Genomic DNA, 14845 nt, shown 5'->3' with positions numbered 1-14845 from the left:
CTTTCAATAGGATGGTTGGTTTACCTTTACATTCCTATAGACGTAAGCCGATTTCGAAATTCATCGGTCCAATTGCTCTGGAAGCCCCAATCGGGAAAATAATTTGGTGTTTATGAAATTTTGGACGTGGAGAATCTGATGATCCTTGGTTTCAAGGACATGAATTCCCCAAGGAACCAGTTGGTCTCCATCCCGGCTTGGCATATACTGCGCAAGCGCCGGATACCCGCCGTTGATCTTAACCGGCAAAAACCGAGAGCCCTCGCAATGCCAACGAGTAAGCGAGAAAAACTTCGCCAAATCCTCCCTGCCGCGGACCCACATCGGGAATGGCGGCATGGACATGCAGCCTTCCTCGTGAAATAACGCGACCAACCGGTCGACGTCAAATTGCTCGAAGGCCTCCACATAACGCGATAGCAGCTCGCGGTCCGGCTCGCCTTCCATGCGGCTGAGCTCATCGGAACGCAGCTCGGCTCGGTTCATCGTCTCCCTTGCTCTCTGCAGCGCGCTGTTTACGGCCGCCGCCGACATCCCCATGGTCTCTGCAATTTGCTTCGAGGACCAATCGAAGACATCCTTTAGAATTAATACGGCACGCTGACGGGGAGGCAAGGTCTGCAGCAGCGCGATAAAGCAGAGCTGCAGGGTATCCTTGCGGATCAGCGCGTCCTCAGGGTTCTCCCCGAAGTCGGGAGCCAGCCAGATCCAGGCGGAATCGGGTAACGTCTCGCGAGGTTCCACGATGGAGCTCGCCGGATCGGACAAGTCAACGGGAAGCACCCGGCGCTTCGCCTGTCTCAGTTTATCCAGACATAAGTTGGAGGCGATCCGATAAATCCAGGTCTTATGCGAGGATTCCTGTCGGAACGAGCTCCAGCTTTGCCAAACGCGGATATAGATCTCCTGAACCGCATCGTCCGCGTCATCGATCGATCCCAGCATCCGGTAGCAGAACGCGGTAAGCTCCGGCCTCATTTTTTCCAATAACTGCAGGTCCAGGGTAGTTCCGTTCATATAAGCCTCCTTTAGGCAGGAAATAAGAAATCATGTAGCGCAGCTGTTCTAACGTATATTCATCCAAACTTGCCTTATCCTGTTCGATTACAGTCAAAGCATCCGGTTTAAGCATTCGGATCCCTCCCTTTTACTCACGTTTAGGGGACCTCTATTATATTCTTTTTCCCCTTCTGAATCCCTTTCGGAAGAGGGCCCTCTCCGCAAAATATTTTAAATTCGTGATAATTCCTTGCTCCCCTAAAATATGGATACCTCACCCGAAATATGGAACCTATTCATCGGATGACCGGATTGATAGAATGAAAGCGTTCTCCTATGTAAGTATTTCCCTATCCATGCATACGTTGGGAGAATCACAATAATAAAGGGAGGGTATTCATGAAACGATCTCACTTTACGGAAAGGCGGCTGGCTCAAAAGGTATTCAGCTTGCTCCTGGCGGTCATCATGGTAGCTGGCGTCAGTTTAATGCCGTCGCCAAAGGCTCAGGCAGCCGGAACTACGATTACCTCGATGAGTTACTTCTCGGCAGGGGACGGGCCGGTGATCACGAAGTCGGGTGTCGGACAAGCCAGTTACGGCTTTGTCATGCCGATTTTTAACGGCGGCTCTTCCACCTGGAGCGATGTTGTGCAAGACTTAGGCGTCAAGGTGAAAGTCAACGGCAACTGGGTTGATATCGACAGTATCAGCAGCTTTATCTACAACCAGAACTGGGGTCACTGGAGTGACGGCGGTTTTAATGGCTATTGGTTCACCCTTTCCGCAACGACCGAGATTCAGCTGTACTCCAAAGCAAATGGGGTTACGCTCAATTACACTCTCGTCTTTGAAAATATCAACAAAACGACCATTACCGCGATGACACCAACGCAAGGTCCGGTCATCACCGCAGGCACGACGGGCGGAGCCGGCTTCACCTATCCCGTCTTCAACAACGATCCGGCCGTTCCTTATGCCGCGGTAGCCGAGGATTTGAAAGTCTACGTGAAGCCGGTGAACAGCAGCACCTGGATCGATATCGACAACAATGCGGCCAGCGGCTGGATTTATGATCAGAACTTCGGCCAGTTTACCGACGGAGGCGGAGGTTACTGGTTTAACGTCACGGAGTCGATCAACGTCAAGCTGGAATCAAAGACCTCGTTGGCGAACGTGGTCTATACGATTATTTTTAATGAACCTGTCCGAAATTCGTACGTCCTGACGCCTTATGAGGGAACGACGTTCACCGCAAATGAAAGCGGTGCCATCGGGCTGCCTCTGCCGAAAATCGACGGAAGCGCCGCCATCGCCACAGAGTTGGGGAATTTCGTCTATCAAATCAACCGCAATGGGCAATGGGTGGATCTAGCGGATTCCGGGCAAAGCGGGTTCGTTTATTCCGCGAATGGTTACAATAACCTGTCCAGTGCGAATCAATGGGGCTATTGGGCGGACTATATCTATGGCCTGTGGTTCCAACCGATCCAGGAAGATATGCAAATCCGTATTGGATATCCTTTAAATGGGCAAAAGGGCGGTAACGTTGAAAACAACTACGTCACTTACACCTTTATTGGCAATCCAAACGCCCCGCGGCCGGATGAATCCGACCAAGCGGATATTCCGCTCAGCACGCCAAGCAATCCTGCCATTGAAGGATTGTCGCTTATCTGGCAGGATGAATTTATCGGATCTCAGCTGGACACAAGCAAATGGAATTATGAACAGGGATATTACCTGAATGATGATCCCGGCACCTGGGGTTGGGGCAATGCGGAGCTGCAGCATTACACGAACAGCCCGCAAAATATCTTCGTTCAGGACGGGAAGCTCCATATCCGGGCCTTAAACGATCCGAAATCCTTCCCGCAGGATCCGAATCGATATGCACAATACTCTTCCGGTAAGGTGAACACGAAGGATCACTTCTCGCTGAAATACGGCAGAGTGGATTTCCGCGCGAAGCTGCCTACGGGGAACGGCATTTGGCCGGCTCTTTGGATGCTGCCGCAGGATCAAACCTACGGCACCTGGGCCGCTTCCGGTGAAATCGACGTCATGGAAGCCAGAGGGCGTCTGCCCGGCAAATCTTCCGGCGCCATTCATTTTGGCGGACAATGGCCGGCCAATACGCATCTCTCGGGCGAATACAACTTCCCGTCCGGGCAAACCATCGCCAATGACTTCCATGTCTATTCCGTGGTTTGGGAAGAGGACAACATCAAGTGGTACGTTGACGGCAAGTTCTTCTTTAGAGCAACCCGGGATCAATGGTATTCCGCGGCAGCGCCAAACAACCCGAACGCTCCGTTTGATCAGGCGTTTTATCTCATTATGAACCTGGCGGTCGGCGGAAACTTCGACGGCGGCAACGCTCCGAATCCCGGCGATATCCCGGCCACGATGCAGGTTGATTATGTGCGTGTGTATAAGGATAATGGAACTGGAGGCGGTGGCGAGAATCCCGGAAACCCTGGGAATCCTGGGAATCCTGGGGACCCGGGCACACCCTCCACGATCGTCATCGGCGATCAAGTGAAGGGGCTGAAGAAAACCGGCGATAACCTGCTGTTCTACGTGAACGGCGCTACTTTCGCGGATCTGCACTATAAGATCAATAACGGCGGTCAGCTGAATGTCGCCATGACCCCAACGGGGAACGGCAACTATACCTATGCGGTCAACAACCTGAGTCAAGGGGATCATGTGGAGTATTTCTTCACCTATAACCCCGGGCAAGGAGCGCTGGATACCCCCTGGCAAACTTATGTTCACGGGGTTACGCAAGGAGCACCGGAATAGCTGGCGAGACAACTCGACCACCATTCCATCAAACCAGGGCTCCCTATCGGGGGCCCTGGTTCTCTTTTTTGCATGCATACGGAGTTCTTTGAATACAATAAATCGGTGTTTATGGGTTTAAACTCGACAGAAAGGATGTCGCTTCTGTGAAGATTTTTTTGAAAGCCATCTACCGGGAATACATAAACGGTTTGAATAAAAGGGATTTAGCGCAACTGGGCCGATTTGTGCATGACGAGGTTTGTTATAATGATCGGCTGATCGGCTTAACCGGTTACCGAGACATGCTGGAGGGCAATTACCGAGATATTCCAGATCTCTATTTCAATATTCATACCCTCGTTTGCGAGCCGCCTTATATTTCGAGCCGCTTACGCTTTGATGTCACGCCCAAGGGGCAATTTATGGGACTTCCTGTGGATGGGAGAAGCGTATTGTTTTATGAAAATGTCATTTACAAGTATGAAGACGGGAAAATCAAGCAGGTGTGGTCCGTCATTGATAAAGCGGCGATCGAAGCACAAATCGGAAGATAAAGTGAAAGACCGTTCAACGTTGAACGGCCTTCCTTCCCGTCATTTTAATATTCGCCTTTAACCACAAAAAACGAGCCCCGGATCGTACCGGCCAATTTAGACTTCTGCCGGGCAAACTTAAACTTCTTCTCCTCCAGCTCCTTGGGGACCTCCATCCCTTCGGACAGCTTAAAGCCTACGGCCCGCTTCTTGGGATCATCCAACGTATACAGGACGTTGACCCCTAGCCCATCCTCATAGAAGACGAAAGCCCACCGGATGTTTTCGACTTGAAAAAACGACGTCTCTAACGGCTTGGCCGCAAACTCGATGCCCCGTTCTTCTTTTAAGATCCGGTTCACGTAATCCAGGGTTTCCTGGCTTTCGCTGGCCGGCTCGACCGTAAACACATGTTTATATTTGTTCATAAAGTAACGCGCTTCATTTGCACGCAACCCGGCTAACGCCTCTGCTACAGGAGAGGATTCTAAACCGACGATGGATACATTTTTGAAATCAACGACATAGGACATGCTAGCCCCTCCTCTTCTTCTCTATTTCCTTACGACAGGGATCCACATTTCCCCCGCGATGCGGCCGTTCTCTTCCTCCATCAATACCGTTGTATTGGGCCCGCCAACATAGGCAACATGGCTCACTTCCGGCAAGACTTGGCCAAAAGCGATCCCCGCCAGCTGATTACTTAACTCATCCGCCGTTGTTCCCTCCCCTTTCACCACCAGGTATTCCCCCTTCGGGAATTGGATGACCCGGGAGCCCTCTGCGGCCGGCAGCGATTCATGGCTTAATACGCCAGCGTAATACATCATTTTGTTATTGACCGCTTCATTTACAGCAAAAACGTAGTCATTTTCGGCAATCGCTTTGAGCTGTTCGAGTCGGCCGTCCTCGGTGACGGCTTGCCAGAAACTCGACTTTTCCTGATTGATGCCGGCAAAATCCGTGTAATGGCTTTTTAATTCCGTGCCCAAACCAAATACGGTGAAGCCATCCTTCTCTTCCAAAACATAATTCGCCATGTTTTCGTTACCACCTTTACTTAAAATTTGTTTTATATGCTTGATGGGTTTATCATAACTTTAAATCATGTCAAAAAATGAACCTGTTTAGGAGCCCTGATGAAAAAAGTTGAACGGATTAATACCATCATGCGGTATATCAACAACCGATCGCACTTTACCATCACCGAGATTATGCGCGAGTTTCACATCTCCCGTTCGACGGCGATTCGGGATATACGGGAAATCGAAGCTTTAGGGATGCCCCTGGTCGCCGAAGTTGGTAGGGATGGCGGTTATTCCGTCATGCATAACTCGATCCTGCCCGTTGTTCGTTTTACCGATACGGAGATCAAAGCGCTGTTCATCGCCTTCATGGCGACGAGAAATGCCCAGCTTCCTTACTTGAAGAGCCGCCAATCCTTAGCTGAAAAATTGCTGGGGCTCATCTCCAAAAACCAGCAGGACGACCTCGTGCTCTTGGATGAAATCCTGCTGTTTGAAGGGACCAATCCGCATAATCCCGATCTGTTGGAGCTCTCGGACCTCCCCCACCCGATGCTGGAGAAGTTGATCCAGAACCTGCTCCTCGACAACTACTTATGGATTACCCTAGAAGAAGGGGAGGAAATCAACTCTTACCCTATTTTTCTCCTGCATCTGTATCATGAGAAAAGCCTGTGGCTGATGGAGGCCTATGATTTGCAGGAAGAGAAGAAAAAGCTGTTTACCGTCGACCAACTGACGCAAGTTGAGCCTTACTCTCCCAAGAAGCGAATGAGTCGGAAGAAGATTCTAGAGCTCCTTGGCAAGCAAGAGGAGGAAATGAATCTGGTCCTTGAACTAGGCCCTTACGCCATTGCCCAATACAAAAAGTATCATCCCTTAAAAGCATTCATTTCCTATACCAACCCCTATCAAACCACCGCCATGCTAAAGATGTTTGTCCAAGTAAATCAACGGGACGAGATCACCGAGACGATCAACTGGCTGCTGTTTCTAGGGGAGGATTTCAAATTCAGGAAGGTACCGGAGGAAATCATCGAGGCGTTACGTCATAGAGGTAAGGAAATAGAGCAGACAGTAAAAGCTAGATAAGGAGGTAAGGATAGATGGAGAATCATTCTTCTACATCCGCATTAGGGGAGTTCATTAAATCACGCCGTCATCGGCTTCAGCCTGAAGATGCCGGGATCCAAACCTTGCCCGGCCGACGACGGACCCCGGGGCTTCGGAGAGAAGAAGTCGCCTATCTTGCCAACGTGAGTGTTACTTACTACACCTGGCTGGAACAGGGGCGCGAGAAGAATCCCTCCCCTGAGGTGTTGTCCCATATCAGCCGGGCGCTGCAGCTGGACGAAGATGAACGCAGACACTTGTTTAACCTAGCTTCACTGGATCAGGTCAGTTATCCTCAGGCACCCAAACCGGAGAAACCGGATCCAAGCCTGCTGCAAAGCTTGGTGGATCAATTGCGTTACCCTTCCTTTATTGCAAATGAGGTAGCTGATATTCTCGTTTGGAATCGCGGGGCGGAGCGGGTCATTGGGGATTTCGGCCGAATGCCGTCCAACGAGCGGAACATGGCGACGCTGTTGTTTCTAGATCCCGAGTATCCAAAAAGGCTGGTGAATTGGGAAGAATTCGCGCGGTACATTACCGCGTTGACCCGAGCCACTTACGACCTTTACAAAAACAATCCGTTGTACGTGGAACGATTTGAGCAATTAAAGCAGAATAGCGAGGATTTCGTACGGATGTGGGAGTGGCATGAGGTTCGGCAAAAGAGTACTTTCCACTACCCCATCCATTATCGCCTGCCGGACGGTCAGGTGCTGTCGTTCACGATCCATTGCGCTACAGCGATCGACAATGATCCCGGACTGCACTGGTGCTTCTTTGTTCCCACCCCCGGCTCAGGAACGGAGGAGAAGCTGGCGCAGTTGCTGGCAGAGGACCAAGGCAGCGAAGCGTCCTCACCGTCTAGTCAGGAGCTTAGCTAACCGCATTTGCAAGGTAGCTTTAGGGTCATCCCTTTGGGGATGACCCTTTCTCTCTCTTGTTTACTACTCCTGCTCCGTTCCCATTAGCTCGAACAATTAGGACGGGTTGGCAGCGATGAATATCGAATATCTTCCGAAATCGGTCATATCAAAAGAATAAAGACGCCGATGGGCGTCTTTATTCGAATAGGGTGAGGCAACCATGCCTCCGGGCAAGGTCCTTGCCAGGGCCAAGTTAGGTTTGAAGATAACTCAAGAAATTCTTCGCCAATTCCTGCGGAACAAGCCCCGCAGGATCACGTCCGCTCAAGATCCAGAAGAAGCAAGGGCCGATGAACAAGGCGGTGGCCTGATCCAGCGGAATTGGCACCTGATTCTTCTCGAATAGGTGCTTTAGAATGACCTGGGCCGTATCGCCGATCGGGTCTTTGGCAGAGAGTAACTCCGCCACTGCGGAGTCCTGCTGTGCTTCACCGAGCAGAGCTCGATAAGCTGCACCCGCCGGAGAGTTCGCAAGAAAGTGGATGAGCGCTTCGAGATAAGCGGTGAGATCCGCCAAGGGATCGCCTGACAATTGGATCGACAGTTCCTCCTCCGCATCCGCAGCGCTCGCCTCAAAGAGAATCTCCGCTTTGTGAGACCACCAGCGATAGATCGTTTGCCGGGACACTCTCGCCTTCTCGGCGATCCCTTTCATTGTCATAGCCGCATAACCAATCTCGACCAGGAGATCGTCAGCTGCATTCAGAACAGCCGCCCTTGCCTGTTCACTGCGAGGACGGCCACTAGGGTGGGTTTCTTTGTTCATTTCCATGTTTCAAATATACATCGAGTCCAATGCCTTGTCTATTTCTTAACGACGTGAGGATATGGATGCGGCAAGCCCTCCTGTGCATTTTGTTATCATCCAAAAAATAATTACTGGACACGGTGTATTGTTTTTGTTATATTATGAGACACGGTGTCTCGTAATTGCAGGTTTGACTGTCGAAACGAATCCCAGCGATGCGATGGACCGAAACAAAACACAGCCTTCAAAGGTTGTAAGGAGGTCATATTGATGAAAGTTTTTGTAACTGGAGCAACAGGATGGATTGGATCGGCCACGGTGGATGAGCTCATGAGAGCGGGTCACCAAGTGATCGGACTGGCACGCTCGGACGCTGCCGCTGCACTGCTCCAAGAGAAAGGGGCCACCGCTCTTCGCGGAGACCTTGATGATCTGGATTCCCTCCGCCGTGGAGCTCTTGAAGCCGAAGCTGTCGTTCACTTGGCGAATAAGCATGACTGGGCGAATCCGGCCGAGTCGGACCGGGCCGAACGTGCCGCTGTCGAGACCCTCGCCAATGCGCTGGTTGGAACCCGTCGGCCCTTCGTGGTTGCCAACGGGATATCCGGCTTAGTCCAAGGCAGACCTGTCCTGGAGACGGATCCATCACCTGCTGTCGGTCCAGAATCTGCCCGGGGCGGTGCTGAGAACCTTGCTCTTGATTACGTTGACCGCGGGGTAGATACCATTATTGTCCGATTCGCACCCACCGTTCACGGAGCCGGTGATTGGGGCTTTATTAATTATCTAGTAAACGCTGCACGCAAGCAGGGCGTGTCCGGGTATATCGGCGACGGTTCTCACGCTTGGTCCGCTGTCCATCGTTCTGACGCAGCCCGACTCATCCGGCTGGGGATCGAGAAGGCACCTGCTGGATCGCGTCTACATGCCATCGCCGAAGAATCGATAAGCACCCGGACCATCGCCGAAGTGATCGGACGTGCTTTAGACCTGCCCGTGGTTTCCATCCCGCCGGAAGAGGCAGGAGCTCACTTCGGATTTGTCGGCAGTTTCTTCAAAATGCCTATGATTGGCTCCAGCGAACAGACTCGCCAGCTTCTGGATTGGGCACCGGCCGGACCCACTTTGATGGATGACATTCTATCCGGCGCTTATAAAGAACCAGAGAAAGCATGAGTACTCCAAAGACGACGTCCCCAAATACCGTGAACCCCTCACGGTACCCGGGGCTGATCCTGGCGTGCGTGTGTGCGTGCACCGTTCTGGTCGTGGGCCTGGTCGCTGCCATCAATCTGGCAGTTCCGATCCTCGCCTCCAGCAGTCTGCATCCGAGTTCATCCGAGCTGCTATGGATCGTTGATGCTTATGTCGTCTTATTCGCGTGCCTCGTGATCCCGGGCGGTGCAGCCGGCGACCGATTTGGACGCAAGGGCATCCTGATCGCCGGGCTCGTCACATTCGCAGCCGGTGCGGCAATCTCAGCCGCTTCGGCCAATGTGACGAGCCTGCTGCTTGGACGTGCGATCACAGGTGTAGGTGCAGCGCTGGTGCTCCCCAATTGCGTCGGAGTGCTGGTGCACGCAACCGCACCGGACCGTCGCGGACGTGCTCTCGCCATCTGGGGTATGACAACCGGCTTGGGCGGACTTGTGGGTAATATCGCCGGAGCCGCCTTGCTGACTGCCGGTTCATGGAGAACCTTGTTCTGGGCGATCGTGCCGTTTGCGCTTCTCCTCGCGCTATGGACCGCTCTTGCCGTACAACGGAGCAGCCGCAGCCCCCGCAGCCTTGATCCTGCCGGAACAGTATTACTCGTCGCAGCCATCGTCGCTCTCCTGATCGGCATCATTGGAGGTCCCGAATACGGCTGGAACAGCACGGTGGTCATCACGGCATTTACGGTCAGCGTTATTCTCAGCGCGATCTGGGTCGCGGTTGAGCTGAGAGTACGTTACCCCGTACTGGATCCGCGTCTATTTCGGATCCTTCTGCTCAGCACCGCCAGCCTAGGGATGCTCGTGCTGTTTTTCGGCAGCTTTGGCCTGTTCTATCTTAATGCATCCCTCCTGCAGTATGGACGCGGGTATTCCGTGCTGCAAGCCGGGTTAGCCATCGTTCCGATCTCGGTGCCCATGTTGCTTGGTACACGAATCGTTCCCGATCTAGTGAAGCGCATCGGGATCCCCGCAACGCTGACCACGGCCTTCCTTGCCATCAGCATTGGATTATTCGGCTTGGCGTCCGCCGCCTACCAGCCTTATCTCGTTTACGCAGCTTGGCTGGTTCTGATCGGGATTGGCATCGCCCTCGCGCTTCCCTGCTTGACTGCAGAGATCACGTCGGCCTTGCCCACCGAGCAGGCCGGCGTTGCTGGAGGGCTTCAATCGGCGACCCGGGAACTCGGGAGCGCCCTTGGCGTCGCGATCGTGGGTACGACATTAACCGAATCGTTCACCCGGCATCTACCGGCAAATCTTCAACAAGGTTCCGTCCCTCACACGGTTGCCGATGCCGTTGCGGCGGCTCCTGCTCAGCAAACGGCAATCCTCAACGCCTTCGTCTCGGGAGCTCAATCAGCACTGCATGTAGCAAGCGTCGTTACGCTTCTGGTCGGCATCCTCGTCGTCGCGGCAACCTTTCGAGCTAGCCGTCGTTTATCTGATCAGAGTTTGAATGCGGCAAGTTCAACTTCTGCTCCCAACAGGTAAAACCCCGCTGTCCCGAGGGGACCGCTAAAATCAATCGCCGTCTCAACCCGAGCAGGGATGGGACGGCGATTGGTTTTACGTGGGATTCCACCCTCCCAGCGCCTTGCGTAACTGCCGGATGTCTCTCCCGGGAGGCAACCCAAACTTCCGCGCATACTCCCGGCTGAAATGCGAAGGGCTTTCGTATCCTACCTGGAATGCCGCTTCGGCGGCTTCCATCCCCTCCGTGATCAACAGTCTTCGTGCCTCTTGGAGCCTGAGCTGCTTCTGATATTGAATCGGGCTCATGCCCGTAACTTCCTTAAAGTATTGATACAAAGAAGATGCGCTCATTCGCACCTCCTCCGCCAATTCCTCCACACGCAGGGGCTGTGTAAATTCACGATTCAACCGTTCAACCACTTTCGAGATTCGCTGGGCATGGCTGCCGATAAGGGCGAACTGTTTTATCGCTGCATTCTGTTCATCCTGAACCACGCGGTAGATGACCTCACGAATGATACTTTCGGCAAGCACGGGAATGTCTTGAGGTGTGTCCAGCAACCGCACCAGTCTGAGAACGGCGTCGAGCAGCGCATCGTTCATCCGGCTGACCACAAGACCACGTCCAGGAGACGGCTTCCTCCGTTTCGTTTCTCCCGAGGAGCGTAGCACCTCGAGGACCTGCCCCATATTAAAGCGCAGCTGCAGGCTTAAGTAGGGTGCCTCAGGGGATGCCTCCAGCACCTGACCCGTAATGGGTAAGTGGACCGAAGCCGTCAAATAACTGGATGGATCATAGCGGTAGCTCTCTTCCCCCAACATCACAACCTTTGAACCTTGGGCCACGATACAAAGTGACGGTTCATATACCGAATGGACCCGTTCGGAAATCTGGGAGGTCCGAATCAAGGACAAGCCGGGGATCTCCATTTCATGCGTTCCATCCTCTCGGACAAACCGCCCGATGATCCCGGCTAACTCCTTACTTCTCTCCGTACGCGGGCGCGGTTCCCCCATTTGCATTGACATCACTTCCCATTTGGTCGACTTTACTCTCTACCCTATTATTTTTTGGAGGATTAGGCAAGTTTCGTACATGATCCAGCTACCGCCCGGGGATGACCTCGGCTCATAATGAAGGAGGATTAAACACTCAACACAGGCAATCAAGTGTGGAAGGAGAGAATGACATGAACTCCAAAAAGGAAGCTCCTCATCCCTATGTTGGGATGTGGGTAACCGCAGACGGGTATATCCGTCACGAGCTGCTGCCGGGCGGACGTTACGATGAAGCCCGCGGGAATCGCCAAAGCGCCTACCAAGGGAGCTACACCATCGAAGGCGATCATATCGAATATGTAGATGACACCGGCTTTACGGCGGACGGAGATTTTATCGATGGGGTCTTGTACCATGCGGGTATGGTCCTCTATCGAGAACAATAAAGGAAGAGGTGCGATAGCAAGTGACTACACTTCAAGGAAAAACGGTGATCATTACCGGAGCCAGCAGCGGGATTGGTGAAGCCACGGCCCGTGAACTGGCCAGCAAAGGGGCTCACGTAGTCATTGGAGCCCGGCGCTTAGAGAAACTAGAGGCCCTGGCGTCCTCCCTTCGGGAGAACGGCGCTTCGGTTGCTGTCCAACAGCTGGATGTGAAGGATCTGGACCAGATGCGGGCAATTGTCCAGTTGGCGGTTGACCAGTTTGGACGAGTGGATGCCATGGTAAACAATGCCGGCCTGATGCCGCTCTCCCCTTTGGCAGCCCTAAAAATAGAGGAATGGAACCGGATGATCGACGTCAATATCCGTGGAGTCCTTCACGGGATTGCCGCCGGGCTTCCGGTCATGAAGGAGCAAGGCGTAGGGCACTTCATCAATGTGGCCTCGATCGGAGCCTATGAGGTGACTCCGACGGCAGCGGTTTATTGTGCCACCAAATATGCCGTACGGGCCATCACCGATGGGTTAAGACAGGAGGTTGCGGGACAAGGCATCCGCGTGACGCTGGTTTCACCGGGGGTTACGGAGTCCGAGTTGGCTGAGACCATCACGGATAACGAAGCCAAAGAACTGATGATCGAATACCGGCGCACAGCGCTGCCCGCCTCGGCTATTGCCCGCAGCATCGCTTATGCCCTCGAACAACCGGCCAACATTGATGTGAACGAAATGGTGATCCGCCCCCGAGTGTAATAAGGATCCCCACAAACCAATCGCCGTCCAAATCCTAGCAGGGATCTGGGACGGCGATTTTTTCAACGCCCACTCGTTTAGGCCTCCCCTTCCAGCGCTTTGCCCAGCGCGTCCAATATGAGATTTGTACAATAGAACATGACGTAACGTCAGGTGCAAGCTTAAAATTCCGGGTGAAACCAATCGTATAGTTAAGGCCATCTTCCGTGTGCTATACTGTATCTTCGTATTCAGTTGAAAATGGCCGATACTGGGTATTCTTATTCATAAGTAAAGTTGCACGAACCAAATCAGCAGTTAGTTGTCACCTAGGGAGGAAGTAACGGCATGACCGATTTAAACAAACAAAAAGTTGTGGAGAGCGTTCCACAACGAGGATTTTTTGGACATCCCAAGGGATTGTTCACTCTGTTCTTCACGGAGTTTTGGGAGCGGTTCTCCTATTATGGAATGAAAGCGATTCTGACCTTCTATATGTACTACGAATTGAGTCGGGGCGGACTCGGCATGGAGGAGGGCGTAGCCCTTGCCATTATGTCCATTTACGGCTCCCTGGTGTACATGTCCGGGATTATTGGCGGTTGGTTCGCGGATCGGATTTTCGGAGCGTCAAAAGCGGTCTTTTACGGCGGTATTCTCATTATGCTGGGACACATCGCCTTGGCGATCCCGGGAAGTGTCGCCTTATTTTTTGTTTCCATGGTCCTCATCGTCTTAGGTACGGGCTTGCTCAAGCCTAACGTATCGAGCGTGGTTGGGGAGCTTTATAGCGAGCAGGACCCGCGCCGGGATGCTGGCTTCAGCATCTTCTATATGGGGATCAACCTGGGCGCGTTTATCGCCCCGCTGATCGTAGGAACCATCGGCCTGGATTACAATTTCCACCTGGGCTTCGGCATTGCTGCAATAGGGATGTTCTTTGGACTTGCGATCTTTGCCTATACTCGAAAAAGAAACCTCGGCCTCGCCGGCACCTTCGTCCCTAGCCCGCTATCGCCAGCGGAACGCAAGAAAGTGTTCCTGCGCATCGGCCTTGGCGTATTGCTGCTCGCGATCATCGTCGCCATCGCCATCCCGTCAGGTTGGTTAACGTTCAATTCGTTTATCGTGATCGTAGGGATCCTGGGGCTCTTGATCCCCACTTCCTACTTTGTGGTCATGTACCGCAGTCCGCGAACGAGCAAAGTGGAGCGCTCCCGTCTGATCGCGTATATTCCGCTGTTTATTGCGGCGATTATGTTCTGGGCGATTCAAGAACAAGGGTCCACCATCCTGGCGAATTATGCCGATAAGCGGACGCAATTGGATTATGCCGGATTTCATATATCGCCGGCTTGGTTCCAATCGTTGAACCCTTTATTTATTATCACGTTAGCCCCCGTATTCGCCTGGTTCTGGCTGAAGCTGGGTAAGCGGCAACCTACGATTCCGAAGAAGTTCGCTTTGGGCCTGTTGTTCGCCGGCTTATCTTTCCTGGTGATTCTTTTGCCGGCTTACTTTGGCGGCGAGAACTCCTTGGTGAATCCGTTATGGCTGGTGCTGAGTTATTTCATTGTGGTGCTGGGAGAGTTGTGCTTATCTCCGGTAGGGCTGTCGGCGACTTCCAAATTGGCGCCTTCCGCCTTCTCCTCCCAGACCATGAGCTTATGGTTCTTGGCTAGTGCAGCGGCCCAAGCGATCAATGCGCAAGTGGTGAAATTCTATTCTCCGGCCACCGAAATGGCATACTTTGGGGTCATCGGAGGAGCGGCCATTGTGCTTGGTATTTCACTCTTCGCCCTCTCCTCGAAAATTCAGGGGTTTATGAAGGGAATCCAATAAAAA

Annotated in this window: 14 protein-coding genes; 9 read left to right on the top strand and 5 right to left on the bottom strand. The window is 52.8% G+C overall.

Features of this window, described 5'->3' with window-relative positions; all coding sequences use genetic code 11:
• Positions 1-60: 60 nt before the first annotated feature.
• Positions 61-1017, bottom strand: coding sequence for a sigma-70 family RNA polymerase sigma factor (locus BN3277_RS05835; RefSeq protein WP_059041347.1), 957 nt, complete (start codon positions 1015-1017; stop codon positions 61-63).
• Between the two features lie 381 nt (positions 1018-1398).
• On the opposite strand from BN3277_RS05835, the gene BN3277_RS05830 reads away from it, so the two are divergent.
• Entirely contained in the window at positions 1399-3807 is a 2409-nt protein-coding gene (locus BN3277_RS05830; RefSeq protein ID WP_059041346.1) for a glycoside hydrolase family 16 protein, read from the top strand.
• Between the two features lie 146 nt (positions 3808-3953).
• Positions 3954-4343 (top strand): ester cyclase, encoded by a 390-nt coding sequence (locus BN3277_RS05825; RefSeq protein ID WP_059041345.1) that lies wholly within the window; start codon positions 3954-3956, stop codon positions 4341-4343.
• Positions 4344-4387: 44 nt separating this feature from the next.
• Here the strand turns inward: BN3277_RS05825 and BN3277_RS05820 are convergent, their stop codons facing one another.
• Together BN3277_RS05820 and BN3277_RS05815 are read right to left on the bottom strand one after the other, a co-directional pair.
• A complete protein-coding gene (locus BN3277_RS05820; protein WP_059041344.1) occupies positions 4388-4855 on the bottom strand; it encodes a hypothetical protein in 468 nt (155 codons plus the stop codon).
• 21 nt (positions 4856-4876) lie between these two features.
• Complete coding sequence (locus BN3277_RS05815; RefSeq protein WP_059041343.1) at positions 4877-5362, bottom strand: GyrI-like domain-containing protein; 486 nt, start codon at positions 5360-5362, stop codon at positions 4877-4879.
• Between the two features lie 99 nt (positions 5363-5461).
• On the opposite strand from BN3277_RS05815, the gene BN3277_RS05810 reads away from it, so the two are divergent.
• A complete protein-coding gene (locus BN3277_RS05810; RefSeq protein ID WP_059041342.1) occupies positions 5462-6439 on the top strand; it encodes a helix-turn-helix transcriptional regulator in 978 nt (325 codons plus the stop codon).
• Between the two features lie 14 nt (positions 6440-6453).
• Positions 6454-7344 (top strand): helix-turn-helix transcriptional regulator, encoded by an 891-nt coding sequence (locus BN3277_RS05805; protein ID WP_059041341.1) that lies wholly within the window; start codon positions 6454-6456, stop codon positions 7342-7344.
• A gap of 235 nt (positions 7345-7579) precedes the next feature.
• Here the strand turns inward: BN3277_RS05805 and BN3277_RS05800 are convergent, their stop codons facing one another.
• Positions 7580-8152 carry a TetR/AcrR family transcriptional regulator gene (locus tag BN3277_RS05800; protein ID WP_028538415.1) on the bottom strand — a complete coding sequence of 191 codons (573 nt, stop codon included), beginning with the start codon at positions 8150-8152 and terminating at the stop codon, positions 7580-7582.
• Positions 8153-8404: 252 nt separating this feature from the next.
• On the opposite strand from BN3277_RS05800, the gene BN3277_RS05795 reads away from it, so the two are divergent.
• Positions 8405-9310: an SDR family oxidoreductase gene (locus BN3277_RS05795; RefSeq protein ID WP_028538414.1), complete on the top strand. Its 906-nt coding sequence runs from the start codon at positions 8405-8407 to the stop codon at positions 9308-9310.
• Positions 9307-10842 (top strand): MFS transporter, encoded by a 1536-nt coding sequence (locus tag BN3277_RS05790; protein ID WP_059041340.1) that lies wholly within the window; start codon positions 9307-9309, stop codon positions 10840-10842. The genes BN3277_RS05795 and BN3277_RS05790 overlap by 4 nt, the downstream gene beginning before the upstream one ends.
• A 75-nt stretch (positions 10843-10917) precedes the next feature.
• On the opposite strand, the gene BN3277_RS05785 is transcribed toward BN3277_RS05790, so the two are convergent.
• Positions 10918-11847 (bottom strand): AraC family transcriptional regulator, encoded by a 930-nt coding sequence (locus tag BN3277_RS05785; protein WP_232436340.1) that lies wholly within the window; start codon positions 11845-11847, stop codon positions 10918-10920.
• A gap of 167 nt (positions 11848-12014) precedes the next feature.
• Here BN3277_RS05785 and BN3277_RS05780 point away from each other — a divergent pair, with 167 nt between their 5' ends.
• The 3 genes from BN3277_RS05780 to BN3277_RS05770 all read left to right on the top strand — a co-directional run bounded on the left by BN3277_RS05780 (position 12015) and on the right by BN3277_RS05770 (position 14842).
• Entirely contained in the window at positions 12015-12269 is a 255-nt protein-coding gene (locus BN3277_RS05780; protein ID WP_059041338.1) for an Atu4866 domain-containing protein, read from the top strand.
• Between the two features lie 20 nt (positions 12270-12289).
• Complete coding sequence (locus tag BN3277_RS05775; RefSeq protein WP_059041337.1) at positions 12290-13021, top strand: SDR family oxidoreductase; 732 nt, start codon at positions 12290-12292, stop codon at positions 13019-13021.
• A gap of 327 nt (positions 13022-13348) precedes the next feature.
• Complete coding sequence (locus BN3277_RS05770; protein WP_059041336.1) at positions 13349-14842, top strand: peptide MFS transporter; 1494 nt, start codon at positions 13349-13351, stop codon at positions 14840-14842.
• Positions 14843-14845: the final 3 nt, after the last annotated feature.

Source organism: Paenibacillus rubinfantis (assembly GCF_001486505.1).
Taxonomy (GTDB): Bacteria; Bacillota; Bacilli; order Paenibacillales; family Paenibacillaceae; genus Fontibacillus; species Fontibacillus rubinfantis.
The sequence above is the reverse complement of the archived record's forward strand: the minus strand, read 5'-3'. Positions and strand labels throughout refer to the sequence as shown.

Excerpts from the sequence above, each read along its gene's own strand:
- BN3277_RS05820 (WP_059041344.1), bottom strand. The coding sequence starts at position 4,855 with ATGTCCTATGTCGTTGATTTCAAAAATGTATCCATCGTCGGTTTAGAA.
- BN3277_RS05830 (WP_059041346.1), top strand. The coding sequence starts at position 1,399 with ATGAAACGATCTCACTTTACGGAAAGGCGGCTGGCTCAAAAGGTATTC.
- BN3277_RS05800 (WP_028538415.1), bottom strand. The coding sequence starts at position 8,152 with ATGAACAAAGAAACCCACCCTAGTGGCCGTCCTCGCAGTGAACAGGCA.
- BN3277_RS05810 (WP_059041342.1), top strand. The coding sequence starts at position 5,462 with ATGAAAAAAGTTGAACGGATTAATACCATCATGCGGTATATCAACAAC.
- BN3277_RS05795 (WP_028538414.1), top strand. The coding sequence starts at position 8,405 with ATGAAAGTTTTTGTAACTGGAGCAACAGGATGGATTGGATCGGCCACG.
- BN3277_RS05835 (WP_059041347.1), bottom strand. The coding sequence starts at position 1,017 with ATGAACGGAACTACCCTGGACCTGCAGTTATTGGAAAAAATGAGGCCG.
- BN3277_RS05770 (WP_059041336.1), top strand. The coding sequence starts at position 13,349 with ATGACCGATTTAAACAAACAAAAAGTTGTGGAGAGCGTTCCACAACGA.
- BN3277_RS05785 (WP_232436340.1), bottom strand. The coding sequence starts at position 11,847 with ATGCAAATGGGGGAACCGCGCCCGCGTACGGAGAGAAGTAAGGAGTTA.
- BN3277_RS05805 (WP_059041341.1), top strand. The coding sequence starts at position 6,454 with ATGGAGAATCATTCTTCTACATCCGCATTAGGGGAGTTCATTAAATCA.
- BN3277_RS05790 (WP_059041340.1), top strand. The coding sequence starts at position 9,307 with ATGAGTACTCCAAAGACGACGTCCCCAAATACCGTGAACCCCTCACGG.
- BN3277_RS05780 (WP_059041338.1), top strand. The coding sequence starts at position 12,015 with ATGAACTCCAAAAAGGAAGCTCCTCATCCCTATGTTGGGATGTGGGTA.
- BN3277_RS05815 (WP_059041343.1), bottom strand. The coding sequence starts at position 5,362 with ATGGCGAATTATGTTTTGGAAGAGAAGGATGGCTTCACCGTATTTGGT.